Here is an 11728-nt window from a genome sequence, read left to right as displayed (position 1 = left end):
GGTTACTCCACCCGCTCGAAATGCCCGGTCTCGAACCCCGAGACCAGCAGCGCCGCGATCCGCTCCGCCACCACTTCAGGCGGCTTGACGCTCTCGGGCGCCTCGCCCGGGAAGGCACGCGCGCGCATCTTGGTGCGGGTCGCGCCGGGATCGACGATGCCGACGCGCACCCCGCTGATGTGGCGTACTTCCTCGCCATAGCTGAGCAGCAGGTTCTCGAACGCCGCCTTGGACGCACCATAGCTGCCCCAATAGGCGCGCGGCGTACGGCCGACGCTGGAGGTCAGGCCGATCACGCGCGCCTGCTTCGCCGCCTTGAGCAGCGGATCGAACGCCGCGAGCATCGCCGCCTGGGCAGTGACGTTGAGCGTCAGCACCTTGGCGAATTCCTTGAAGTCGATCGCCGGCACTGCGCTCAGCGAACCCAGCGACGCGGCGTTGAGCACCAGCATGTCGAGCGACTTCCAGCGCTCGGCCACCGCCGCGGCCAGACGCGAGACGCTTTCGTTCTCGGTCAGGTCCATCGGCGCGATCGTCGCCGATCCGCCGGCCCGGTAGATCGCTTCCTCGACTTCCTCGAGCCCGCCGGCGGTGCGCGCGGTCAGGATCACATGCGCGCCCGCTGCGCCCAGCGCCGTGGCGGTCGCGGCGCCGATGCCGCGGCTGGCGCCGGTGACGAGCGCGGTTCGGTCGGCGAGGGGCTTGTCGGTCAATGTGCTACTCCGAAAGGAACGGGATCAGCCGACCCGTTCCTCCAGAAGCGCGAATTGGTCAACCGGCTGGAGCTCGTCCTGGTCGGTGAGCGTGGTCGGATAGTCGCCGGTGAAGCAGGCGTCACAATATTTCGGACGGATATCGGGCCGGCCCTGCTCGCCCAGCGCCTTGTACAGCCCATCGATCGAGATGAAGGCGAGGCTGTCGGCATGGATGAAGTCGGTCATTCCGCCCACGTCGAGCTTGGCGGCGAGCAGCTTGGCGCGCTCGGGCGTGTCGACGCCGTAGAAGCAGCTGTGCCGCGTCGGCGGCGAGGCGATGCGCATGTGCACCTCTGCGGCGCCCGCCTCGCGCATCATCTGCACGATCTTGAGGCTGGTGGTGCCGCGCACGATCGAATCGTCGATCAGCACGACGCGCTTGCCCTTGATCAGCTCGCGGTTGGCGTTGTGCTTGAGCTTGACGCCGAGGTGGCGGACCTTGTCGCCCGGCTGGATGAAGGTGCGGCCGACATAGTGGGAACGGATGATGCCGAGCTCGAATGGAATGCCGCTCTGCTGGGCATAGCCGATCGCCGCGGGCACGCCCGAATCGGGCACGGGCACGACGAGATCGGCCTCGACCGGCGCCTCGATCGCTAGCTGCGCGCCGATCGCCTTGCGCACCGAATAGACCGAACGGTTGTCGCTGATCGAATCGGGCCGCGAGAAATAGACGTACTCGAAGATGCACGGCCGCGCCGACACCGGCGCGAAGGGCTTGTGCGAGTGAATCTCGCTGCCCTTCACGATCACCAGCTCACCCGGCTCGACGTCGCGGACATATTCGGCGCCGACCACGTCGAGCGCCACCGTCTCCGATGCGAAGATTACCGAATCGTCGAGCTTACCCATCACCAGCGGGCGGATGCCCAGCGGATCGCGGCAGGCGATCATGCCCTCGGGGGTCATCACGATCAGCGAATAGGCGCCTTCGACCTGCTTCAGCGCGTCGATGAAGCGGTCCATCAGCGTGCGGTACTGCGAGGTCGCGACGAGGTGGATGATCACCTCGGTGTCCGACGTCGACTGGAAGATCGCGCCGCGGCGAACGAGGTCGCGCCGCAGCCGCATCGCGTTCGAGATGTTGCCGTTGTGCGCCACCGCGAATCCGCCGCTCGCCAGCTCGGCATAGAGCGGCTGGACGTTGCGGATCGCCGAGCCCCCGGTCGTCGCGTAGCGGACATGGCCGCACGCGGTCGTGCCCTGGAGCGAGCGGATCACTTCGTCGCGGTCGAAGTTGCCCGCGACATGCCCCATCGCGCGATGCGTGTGGAACTGGTGACCGTCCCAGCTGGTGATGCCGGCCGCCTCCTGGCCACGGTGCTGCAGCGCGTGCAGGCCCAGCGCCACGAGCGCAGCCGCGCCCTCCGCACCGGAAACGCCGAAAATGCCGCATTCCTCACGCAGCTTGTCGTCATCGAACGGGTGTGTGGTAAGCATCGTCCCTCAATGGGGTTCGCAACTGTCGCGCGCCATATAGTGTCTCTACGGGCGTTTGTCGCCGGGTTGTCACAAACAAATATGGCCATGCCCTTTGCCCGCCGGGCATGGGCGCGCAAGCCGCGGCTGTCCCCCGCTTTCGCGAGCGCACCCGCGCGGCTAAGAGGGCCGGATGGCCGACGATCGCGACACCACGCTTGCCCTGAACCCGAACTATGACGCCGCAGGGCTGATCACTGCCGTCGCGACCGATTCCCGCACCGGCGAGCTGTTGATGCTCGCCCACATGAACGCCGAGGCACTCGCGAAGACGCTGGAGACCGGCGAGGCGTATTTCTGGTCGCGCAGCCGCGCGCGCCTGTGGAAGAAGGGCGAGACCTCGGGCCATGTCCTGCGCGTCATTGAGGCGCGCATCGATTGCGACCAGGACGCGCTCTGGCTCAAGGTCGAGCCGCAGGGCCCCGCCTGCCATACGGGTGAGCGCAGCTGCTTCTTCCGCCGAATCGAGGGCGGCCGGCTGGTCCGCGACGCATGAGGGCAGGGGCGGCGCTCGCCGCGCTGCTGCTCGCCGCCTGTTCCGGCAGGGGCCAGGCGCCCGGCAACGCACAGCAGCCTCAGGACCTGGAGACCGCCGCAATCGAGCGTGGGCTGGTCCGCGATCCCGCCGAGACCGAGCTCGCCGGCGTCTATTCGCGGGACACCGACCGGCTCTGCATCGTGCCGACGAACGCGGGCTACCGCATCGGTGCGCATGTCGATTATGGCGACGGGATCACTTGCAGCGGCTCGGGCAACGTCACACGCGCCGGCAGCGCGCTCCACATCGAGCTGGGCGGCAACGACGCGTGCAGCTTCGACGCGCGCCTCGACGGTGACCGGATCGCCTTCCCCGGCGCACTCCCCGACGGCTGCAAGGCCCTCTGCCGCAGCCGCGCGTCTTTCGCGGGGCTAGAAGTCACGCGGATGAGCGATTCGGTGGCCGAGGCCCGCGCCATGCGCGACACCGCGGGGCGGAGGTTGTGCTCGGATTAACGTTGTGGGCGCATCCGAGCTGTCTGGACGGAGCAAAAGCGAAATAGCGAGGATGTTTGACCTTGAGCAGTGCCAGCAGGATGAAGAATGGAGCCAGGCCTGCAAGCGATGCACCCTCGAACCCCAGGGCCGGTGCAAGATATGCCGCGGCCGTGTATTGGCACCATTTGCCGATCGTGACGCCAAGCGCGACAAAAAGAATCGAATAGGAAAGCCGCCGCAAAAGATCCGCTCCTCGGTTTGGGCCGAGCTTACAACTGGGGCGCGCCCCACCTCAACGGTCCGCAGTTCGGAATGGAATGACTGCGTGCTTTCCTGCTGCTTGACGTTCACGTAAGGGGAAATCTATACTCCTCTGCATGTCCGCAGCTGCCTTCCGCATCGAGGCCCTGGCGCCTATCGAGCAGCATCCCGACAAGGATGCCTTCTCCATCACCGATCTCTGCACCGAGTTCGCCGTCACGCCGCGCGCGCTGCGTTTCTACGAGGACGAGGGGCTGATCTCGCCCGAGCGGCGGGGCACGCAGCGCATCTATTCGCACCGCGATCGCGCCCGGCTCGCCTGGATCCTGCGCGGCAAGCGCGTCGGGTTCAGCCTGGGAGAGATCAAGGAAATGATCGACCTCTACGACCTGGGCGACGGCCGCAAGCTGCAGCGTCAGGTGACGCTCGAGCGTTGTCTCGATCGGATCGCGCTACTCGAGAACCAGAAGCGCGACATCGACGCCGCCATCGCAGAGCTCCAGCAGTTCGTGGACCTGCTCAAGAACACCGACGCCCAATAACCGACGTCCAGTAAGGATCATCCATGCCGCAGTATACGCCGCCCGTCCGCGACACGCGTTTCCTCCTTCAGTCGGTGATCGGCGTCGATCGCTACGCCAACCTCCCCGGCTTCCAGAATGCGACTCCGGACATGCTCGATGCGGTGCTGGAGCAGGGCGGCCAATTCGTCGCCGAAGTGCTCTTCCCGCTCAACCAGGTCGGCGACCAGCACGGCTGCACGCGCAACGACGACGGCAGCGTCATCACGCCGCCGGGGTTCAAGGAAGCCTACCAGCAGTTCGTCGAGAGCGGCTGGGGCACGCTCAGCGCGCCCGAGGAATTTGGCGGGCAGGGGATGCCGCACTTCGTCTTCACGGCATTCCAGGAATATATGATCTCGGCCAACATGGCCTTCTCGATGTACCCCGGCCTCACCCACGGCGCGATCGCCGCGCTGCTGGTCAAGGGGTCGGAGGAGCAGAAGGCCAAATACGTCCCCAACATGGTCTCGGGCCAGTGGGGCGGCACGATGAACCTCACGGAGCCGCAGTGCGGCACCGATCTCGGCCTGATCCGCACGCGCGCCGAGCCCAATCCGGACGGTTCCTACAGCATCACCGGCACCAAGATCTTCATCTCGTCGGGCGAGCACGACCTGACCGAGAACATCATCCACCTCGTCCTCGCCAAGACCCCTGGCGCGCCTGAGAGCACCAAGGGCATCTCGCTGTTCGTTGTGCCCAAGTTCCTGGTCAACGACGACGGATCGCTCGGCGAGCGCAATGCCGTCTCCTGTGGCTCGATCGAGCACAAGATGGGCATTCACGGCAATTCGACCTGTGTGATGAACTATGACGGTGCCAAGGGCTGGCTCGTCGGCGAGGAGATGAAGGGCCTCGCGGCGATGTTCATCATGATGAACGCCGCGCGTCTTGGCGTCGGGCTGCAGGGGCTCGGCATCGGCGAAGTCGCGCTGCAGAACGCCGTTCACTATGCGCACGATCGCCGCCAGGGCCGTGCGCTCACCGGTCCGGCCGATCCGAACGAAAAGGCCGACACACTCTTCGTCCATCCCGACGTCCGTCGCATGTTGATGGAAGGCAAGGCGCTGGTCGAGGGGCTGCGCGCGCTGTGCCTCTGGGGCGCGCTCCAGGTTGATCTCGAGCATTCGGCGCCGAGCGAGGAGGAGCGTCAGCTCGCGGCCGATCTCGTCGGGCTGCTCACTCCAGTCATCAAGGGGGTGGGCACCGACATCGGCTACAAGGTCGCGACCGACGCGCAACAGGTCTATGGCGGCCATGGCTACATCGCCGAATGGGGCATGGAGCAATATGTCCGCGATGCCCGTATCGCGATGATCTACGAGGGCACCAACGGCGTTCAGGCGATGGACCTGGTCGGGCGCAAGCTCGCGCAGAACGGCGGCCGCGCGGTCCAGGCCTTCTTCAAGCTGGTCGCGGGGGAGGCTGCCTCGGCCAAGGCGAACGAGAAGCTGGCGCTGCTGGCCGAAGGGCTGGAGAAGGCACTGGGCCATCTCCAGGGTGCGACGATGTGGCTTGCCGCCAACGGTTTCCAGAACCCGAACCATGTCGGCGCGGGTGCCTATCCGTACATGCAGCTCACCGGCACGGTGGCGCTCGGCCTGATGTGGCTGCGCATCGCCAGTGCCGCGGCCGAAGCGCTGGAGGCCGGTGGCGAGAACGCGAAGTTCCTCGAAGCCAAGCTGGTCACCGCGCGCTTCTACGCCGAGCGCTTTCTCCCGGAAGCGAGCGCGCTCCGCCGCAAGGTCGAGGCGGGCGGGGACACGGTGATGGCGCTCGATCCGGAGCTGTTCCGGGCCGCCTGATCCCGCTTGCAATGTAGGATTTCATTTGATCTGGCCGGCGCTGCCGCAGCGCCGGCCGCTCTTTGACGTGCTCGAAACAAAGACGCAATTTCGTGTGTCACGCTGTTTCGAAATGCGTGGAAACCACCGTGGAAGGTGTCAACTTTGTCAACTTCCACACTGTCAACTTCCAGCCGGCGAGCTGAGGTTGGGTGTCAGCGTGCGTCGGGTGCCGGCGTTGAGATGGGCTTGGGCGCAGGCAACGTGAAGCTCACGGCCGGCTTGGCGGTCGCAGGCGCGGGATCGCCCTTGCGGCGTACGCCCGAGAGCGCGGCCGGGCCGGGTTCCGTCGGCTGGACCGTTCCCGGCGCTGGCGCCGCGGCCGCCGACGGAGGCGCGAGCGAGACGACCGGCGGCTGGACGCGCATGCACTGGAGCGGGCTCGGCCGTTTGAACTGCTGGCAGTTCCACAGCGCCTTGGCATAGCCCTGTGCGGTGTCGCGCAGATAGCTGAACGACATGGCGGCGGACTGCGCAGGCGTGGCGGGCAGCTTGGCCGGGGTCTGCTTGGCGTCGGTCCAGGCCATGAACTTGCAATAGAGCCGCTCGCCGCAGGTCTTGATCGCCAGCGCTGCGAAGGCGTCGGGGTTCATGCTCCGGCTGAGGGTGACGAGGAAGTGATTGGCGTCGAGCCCGGTGCCCGCGGCCTTGGGCACGGCGCTGTCGGGGATCGTCGCCGGATCGATGATCGACCCGTCGCCCTCCAGTGCCGCCTCGATCGCGGTGCTGCCGTCGTCGTGGTGCGCCGGCGAGAGTCGCGCCATCTTGGGCACGTTGGGCTCAGCCGCGATATAGCCGCGGTCGAACGCCGGCGGCGTGCCCCACCAGCCCGCCCAACGGAAGAACAGGTGCGTGTGGACCGCGGTGATCTTCTCGAGGCTCGAGCTCCAATAGGGCACCACCCAGTCGGTGTGGTAATGGGTGGCGTGACCCACGGCCTTGTAGACTGAGCCGTTGAGCGCCAGCCGAGCCACCTCGCGGGCGCGCTGCCAGGCGGCGGGGCTGGGCGAATAGCGCAGCAGCGCCCCGTCGCAAGTGAAGGTGAACTGGCAGCCGGTGCTGCGCTCCGAGCCCTGGAAGACAACGCCGCACACTGTCTTGGGGAAGGCCGGATGGCGGACGCGGTTGATGACCACCTGCGCCACGGCGCGTTGCCCGACCGCGTCGTCGCCTGCCTCGTAATAGACCGCTGCGGCAAGGCAATCGACCGCGCGCGCCTGACTGTCGACCGCGCCATAGAGGCGGAAGGCTCGGGCGGCGGGGTTGGGGGCGGAAGAGAAGGGGATGGCCGCATTGATCTCGCGCGCATCCTCGGGCGCCACTTGCTGGAGCTTGACGGGCTCGACCGGCGGCAGCTCCGCCTTGGGGACCACGCGCTTAGAGATCACTACCGGCGGCCGCTTGTGCACCACCGTCCGGGGCGCGTTGATGACGATCAGCGCGGGGACCACGATCGCGGCGAGCGCGATGAGGCCCAGTATTAAGCGCAGCACTAGATTGCGGCGCGGTTCGGGCGCAGGGGTGATCAGTTCGGCGTGGGGCGCTTGCATCAGCATGGCGTCGACTCGCTCTCAGCCCAGCCGTGCGGCGCGGCACGAGGCGCGAGAGGAAAGGGCATGGGACAGGGACAAGGGCGGTTCCATGGCGGTCGCCGCCCATAACGCAGAAGCGCGCCAGAGGGAACCGTTGCGGCGCCGGATGGCCGCAACGGCGGGACCAGCCCAGCGGTGCGCGTGGCGCTCAGCTCTCCGGAAGGAAGTCCGGAACGCTCAGGTAGCGCTCGCCCGTGTCGTAGTTGAACCCGAGCACGCGGGTGCCCGCGGGCAGCTCGGGGAGCTTCTGCTGGATCGCGGCGAGCGCGGCGCCCGAGCTGATGCCAACCAATATCCCTTCCTCGCGCGCAGCGCGGCGCGCCATCTCCTTGGAGGTGTCCGCGCTCACCTGGATCACGCCGTCGAGCAGATCGGTGTGCAGGTTCTTGGGGATGAAGCCTGCCGCCAAGCCCTGGATGGGGTGCGGTCCGGGCTGCCCGCCCGAGATGACCGGCGAGAGCTCGGGCTCGACGGCATAGACCTTGAGGTTGGGCCAGCGCTGCTTGAGCACCTGCGCCACGCCGGTGATATGGCCGCCGGTGCCGACGCCGGTGATGATCACGTCGATCGGCGAATCCTGGAAGTCGCGAAAGATCTCCTCCGCGGTGGTGCGGACGTGCACCTCGACGTTCGCCGGATTCTCGAACTGCTGCGGCATCCAGGCGCCCGGGGTCGACTCGACGATTTCCATTGCCCGCTCGATCGCGCCCTTCATGCCCTTCTCGCGCGGGGTCAGGTCGAATGTCGCGCCATAGGCGAGCATCAGGCGGCGGCGCTCGAGGCTCATGCTCTCGGGCATGACGAGGATCAGCTTGTAGCCCTTGACCGCGGCGACCATCGCCAGGCCCACGCCGGTATTGCCGCTGGTCGGCTCGACGATCGTGCCACCAGGCTTGAGCTCGCCCGAAGCCTCGGCCGCCTCGACCATCGCAAGCGCGATGCGGTCCTTGATCGAGCCGCCGGGATTGGAGCGTTCGGACTTGATCCAGACCTCGGCGCCCGGAAACAGCTTCTGCACGCGGATGTGCGGCGTGTTGCCGATCGTCTCGAGGATCGTATTGGCCTTCATGTCGAAGTCTCCTTTGGCGTGAATTCGAGTGTGGCCGGAGGATCGAAGGTGCGAGCCTGCCTGAGTTCGGGGAATAGCTTGGCCCATAGCGCCGTGACAAGGATCGCGCCGATGCCGCCGCCGATAACGGCCGCGACGGGCCCGATCAGTGCGGCGAGGAAGCCCGATTCCGCCTCGCCCAGTTCGTTCGATCCCGAGACGAACAGCGTCGAAACCGCGCCGACGCGGCCGCGCATCTCATCGGGCGTGTAGAGCTGGATCAACGACTGGCGAACATAGACCGAAACCATGTCGGCCGCGCCGAGCACGAAGAGCGCGACCAGCGACAACAACACCGCCGGGGCAAGATCATGCCCCACCGCCGCCGGTCCGTAGATTCGCGTGAGCAGCGGCGCCGATACGCCGAACACCACGGTAGCGACGCCGAAGCCGGCCACTGCGAACAGCATCTTCAGTCCTACTTCGCGCTTCAGCGGGCGGAAGGAGAAGATCGTCGCGGTCGCCACTGCCCCGATGGCGGGCGCGGCGCGGAGATGGCCCAGTCCCTCGGCGCCGACCTGCAGGATGTCGCGGGCATAGACTGGCAGCATTGCAGTCGCGCCGCCGAGCAGCACGGCGAACAGGTCGAGCGAGATCGCTCCGAGCACCAGCCGGTTGCGCCGCACGTAGCGTAGCCCGTCGATCATTTGCGACCAAGGATTGCCGGGGAAGCGCGCGGCGCTACGCGGCACCGGGCCGATGAGCAGCAGCATCGCCAGCGAAAGCAGGAACAGCCCCGCCGAGACGGCGTAGGGCAGCCAGGCCGCGGCGGCGTAGAGATAACCGCCCATCGCCGGGCCGACTACGGTGCCGCCCTGCCATGCGAGCGAGCTCAGCGCGATCGCTGTCGGGAGGATTTCCTTGGGCACGAGATTGGGCGAGAGCGCCTGAAGCGCAGGGCTCGCGAACGCACGAGCCACGCCGAGCAGGGCGGCGATGCCGAACAGCCAGGGCAAGCTGATCGTGCCCGACCAGGTTAGCCAGGCGAGGCTGAGCGCGCACAGCGCTTCGAGCGAGACGGCGGCCCGCGCGATCCAGCGTCGGTCGACACGGTCGGCTACCCAGCCCGCAACCAGCGACAGGACCAGCAACGGCAGGAACTGGGCGACGCCGATCAGCCCGAGCTGGAAGGCGGCGGCCTTGATGCCCATCGACTGGCGGGCGAGGTCATAGACCTGCCAGCCTATGACGATGACCATCGCCATCTGCCCCAGCGTGGCGGCGAGGCGGGCCACCCAGTAAGCGCGGAAGTTCGGGATGGAGAAAGGATGTGCGACCATGTGCGCCACTCCCTTGGCGGCCCCGGCGCCGCTGCGCAACAAAGATCGCGCGGCATCCGTGCCAATCCAGGTTAGTGCCGAGGCCCCGCGGAGCCCCTATGCACGCGGTTTCAAGAGGTATAAAACTCAACGGGTTGGCAGCTCCTCGCTGCCGGCGAACAGGGGCAGTATGACGCAGCTCGCGCCAGGCGGCGGAAGCATGGGCGAAGCGGTTCGCGCCTTCGACTGGGCGTCGACTCCGCTCGGCCACTGCGAGAGCTGGCCGCCCGAGCTCAAGACTGCCGCGGCGCTCGTCCTCGAATCGCACTTCCCGATGGCGCTCATCTGGGGCGCCGAGCTGACGACCATCTTCAACGACGCCTTCCTGCTGATCCTCGGCGGCAAGCGGCACCAACTCGGCCGCAGCTTCCGGGATGTCTGCGGGAGTTCCTGGCCCAAATTCGGCCCGCTCGTGGAGCGTGCGTCCGGCGGCCAAGCGACGTTCCTTCAGGATTTCGAAGTCGAGTTCGAGCGCGGCGCCGGAGTCGAGAAGACGTGGTTCACCTTCTGCTTCTCGCCGGTCCGGATGGCGGACGGCAGCGTGGGCGGGACGATCGACACGGTGGTGGAGACCACCGAGAGCGTCCGCGCGCGCCGCGAGAGCGAAGTGCTGCGCGAGGAGCTGGCGCACCGACTCAAGAACACCATGGCGATGGTCCAGTCGCTTGCATGGCGGACCCTCGAAGGCGTCAGCGAGCGCGAGGCGGTGGAGACCTTCGAGAAGCGCGTCATCGCGATGGGCCGGGCGCACGAGGCGCTGGCGCGCGGCGGCTGGGAGAGCGCGTGCCTGGGCGAGCTTTCTGACCAGCTGCTCGCGATGCACGGCGACCGCTTCGACCTGGAGGGGCCCGACATCGCGCTCGGGCCCTCGGCCGCGCTGCGGCTCTCGCTGATCCTCCACGAGCTCGCCACCAACGCCTCCAAATATGGCGCGCTGTCGGTTCCCGAGGGGCGCGTCGAGCTGCGGTGGCACCGTGAGCCCGGACCGCAGGGCGAGGAACTGGTGCTCTGCTGGCGCGAGCATGGCGGGCCGCCCGTCACGCCGCCCGAGCACACCGGCTTCGGCACCCGGCTGATCGACATGGGGCTGATCGGCGGGTGCAAGGTCGAGCGCCGCTACCCGCCGCACGGCGTGGAAGTGGACCTGCGCGTGGCGATCGCCCAGCTCGAGGAGCGGTGACCGCGGCGGCGCAGGCCCGTGTCCAGTATCAGCGGCAGCGGATCTGCTGCTGCTGGTTGCGCTCGACCTGGCTGCCGAGCGCGCCGCCCGCGATCGCGCCGAGCAGCGTGCCGACGGTGCTCGAGCGACGGCCGGCGATGACGTTGCCGAACAGCCCGCCCGCAGCCGCGCCGACGATCAGGCCGGTCGTGCCGTCGCTGCGGCGGCAATAATAGCGGCCGTCGTCGCCGCGATAGACGCGCTCGTCGGGACGGAGCACGCGCTCCTGATAATTGCCCGTGCGATAGTCGCGCGACGGATCGTAGTTCGGCTGGTCGAAGCGGTCGTCGGGCCCGCGATCGTCGCGGTCATACCCCTGGTCGTCGGCGCGCGTCGCCTGATAGCGCTTGTAGCGCTCGAGCGCGTCCTGGAAGCTGCGGTACTCGTTGTCGAACCGGCGCTGCGCCGCTTCGAACCGCGCTTCCTCGTCCTGCGACTGGCTGTCGTAGCGAGTAGCGGTCTGCGCCCCCGCGGGCATCGCGGCGGCGAGCGTGGCGGCAGCGGCCGCGGCGAGGATGACGGACTTCATGCGTTGCTCCTGTTGTGTGGTCGGCCCCTTTTGGCCCCTCAGCCGCTGATCGACCAGAGCGGCTGTAGCTTCGATGAACGCGCC

General features: G+C 67.6%; 11 protein-coding genes. 5 read left to right on the top strand and 6 right to left on the bottom strand.

The genetic code is table 11. The features are described 5' to 3' along the window. Positions 1-2 precede the first annotated feature (2 nt). The gene (locus J7500_RS10910) at positions 3-713 is read right to left on the bottom strand and encodes an SDR family NAD(P)-dependent oxidoreductase (protein WP_294061733.1); all 711 of its coding nucleotides are present in this window, start codon (positions 711-713) and stop codon (positions 3-5) included. 24 nt (positions 714-737) lie between these two features. Beyond that, the gene (purF, locus tag J7500_RS10905; RefSeq protein WP_294061732.1) at positions 738-2195 is read right to left on the bottom strand and encodes an amidophosphoribosyltransferase; all 1458 of its coding nucleotides are present in this window, start codon (positions 2193-2195) and stop codon (positions 738-740) included. Positions 2196-2367: 172 nt separating this feature from the next. Between purF and hisI the strand changes: the two genes are divergently transcribed. From hisI to J7500_RS10885, 4 genes are all read left to right on the top strand, one after another. Then, complete coding sequence (gene hisI, locus J7500_RS10900) at positions 2368-2730, top strand: phosphoribosyl-AMP cyclohydrolase (protein ID WP_294061731.1); 363 nt, start codon at positions 2368-2370, stop codon at positions 2728-2730. After that, a complete protein-coding gene (locus tag J7500_RS10895) occupies positions 2727-3227 on the top strand; it encodes a hypothetical protein (RefSeq protein ID WP_294061730.1) in 501 nt (166 codons plus the stop codon). Before hisI ends, J7500_RS10895 begins: the two co-directional genes overlap by 4 nt. 359 nt (positions 3228-3586) lie before the next feature. Further along, a complete protein-coding gene (locus J7500_RS10890; protein ID WP_294061729.1) occupies positions 3587-4012 on the top strand; it encodes a MerR family DNA-binding transcriptional regulator in 426 nt (141 codons plus the stop codon). Positions 4013-4035: 23 nt separating this feature from the next. Next, positions 4036-5838 carry an acyl-CoA dehydrogenase C-terminal domain-containing protein gene (locus J7500_RS10885; protein WP_294061728.1) on the top strand — a complete coding sequence of 601 codons (1803 nt, stop codon included), beginning with the start codon at positions 4036-4038 and terminating at the stop codon, positions 5836-5838. Between the two features lie 194 nt (positions 5839-6032). Here J7500_RS10885 and J7500_RS10880 read toward each other — a convergent pair whose 3' ends face one another. The 3 genes from J7500_RS10880 to J7500_RS10870 form a co-directional block, all read right to left on the bottom strand. Further along, the gene (locus J7500_RS10880) at positions 6033-7427 is read right to left on the bottom strand and encodes a cell wall hydrolase (protein WP_294061727.1); all 1395 of its coding nucleotides are present in this window, start codon (positions 7425-7427) and stop codon (positions 6033-6035) included. A 190-nt stretch (positions 7428-7617) separates the two neighbouring features. After that, positions 7618-8538 carry a cysteine synthase A gene (cysK, locus tag J7500_RS10875; protein WP_294061726.1) on the bottom strand — a complete coding sequence of 307 codons (921 nt, stop codon included), beginning with the start codon at positions 8536-8538 and terminating at the stop codon, positions 7618-7620. Next, a complete protein-coding gene (locus tag J7500_RS10870; protein ID WP_294061725.1) occupies positions 8535-9857 on the bottom strand; it encodes an MFS transporter in 1323 nt (440 codons plus the stop codon). The genes cysK and J7500_RS10870 overlap by 4 nt, the downstream gene beginning before the upstream one ends. Positions 9858-10056: 199 nt before the next feature. Here J7500_RS10870 and J7500_RS10865 point away from each other — a divergent pair, with 199 nt between their 5' ends. After that, positions 10057-11076 carry an HWE histidine kinase domain-containing protein gene (locus J7500_RS10865; RefSeq protein ID WP_294061724.1) on the top strand — a complete coding sequence of 340 codons (1020 nt, stop codon included), beginning with the start codon at positions 10057-10059 and terminating at the stop codon, positions 11074-11076. A gap of 28 nt (positions 11077-11104) precedes the next feature. Here the strand turns inward: J7500_RS10865 and J7500_RS10860 are convergent, their stop codons facing one another. Next, a complete protein-coding gene (locus tag J7500_RS10860) occupies positions 11105-11644 on the bottom strand; it encodes a glycine zipper 2TM domain-containing protein (protein ID WP_294061723.1) in 540 nt (179 codons plus the stop codon). Positions 11645-11728 lie beyond the last annotated feature (84 nt).

Origin of the sequence: Sphingomonas sp., assembly GCF_017744835.1 — a bacterium.
Classification (GTDB): domain Bacteria; phylum Pseudomonadota; class Alphaproteobacteria; order Sphingomonadales; family Sphingomonadaceae; genus Sphingomonas.
Note: the sequence above shows the minus strand (reverse complement) of the source record. Positions and strands in the feature narration are given on the sequence as shown.

Excerpts from the sequence above, each read along its gene's own strand:
- purF (WP_294061732.1), bottom strand. The coding sequence starts at position 2,195 with ATGCTTACCACACACCCGTTCGATGACGACAAGCTGCGTGAGGAATGC.
- hisI (WP_294061731.1), top strand. The coding sequence starts at position 2,368 with ATGGCCGACGATCGCGACACCACGCTTGCCCTGAACCCGAACTATGAC.
- J7500_RS10895 (WP_294061730.1), top strand. The coding sequence starts at position 2,727 with ATGAGGGCAGGGGCGGCGCTCGCCGCGCTGCTGCTCGCCGCCTGTTCC.
- J7500_RS10890 (WP_294061729.1), top strand. The coding sequence starts at position 3,587 with ATGTCCGCAGCTGCCTTCCGCATCGAGGCCCTGGCGCCTATCGAGCAG.
- J7500_RS10885 (WP_294061728.1), top strand. The coding sequence starts at position 4,036 with ATGCCGCAGTATACGCCGCCCGTCCGCGACACGCGTTTCCTCCTTCAG.
- J7500_RS10880 (WP_294061727.1), bottom strand. The coding sequence starts at position 7,427 with ATGCAAGCGCCCCACGCCGAACTGATCACCCCTGCGCCCGAACCGCGC.
- cysK (WP_294061726.1), bottom strand. The coding sequence starts at position 8,538 with ATGAAGGCCAATACGATCCTCGAGACGATCGGCAACACGCCGCACATC.
- J7500_RS10870 (WP_294061725.1), bottom strand. The coding sequence starts at position 9,857 with ATGGTCGCACATCCTTTCTCCATCCCGAACTTCCGCGCTTACTGGGTG.
- J7500_RS10865 (WP_294061724.1), top strand. The coding sequence starts at position 10,057 with ATGGGCGAAGCGGTTCGCGCCTTCGACTGGGCGTCGACTCCGCTCGGC.
- J7500_RS10860 (WP_294061723.1), bottom strand. The coding sequence starts at position 11,644 with ATGAAGTCCGTCATCCTCGCCGCGGCCGCTGCCGCCACGCTCGCCGCC.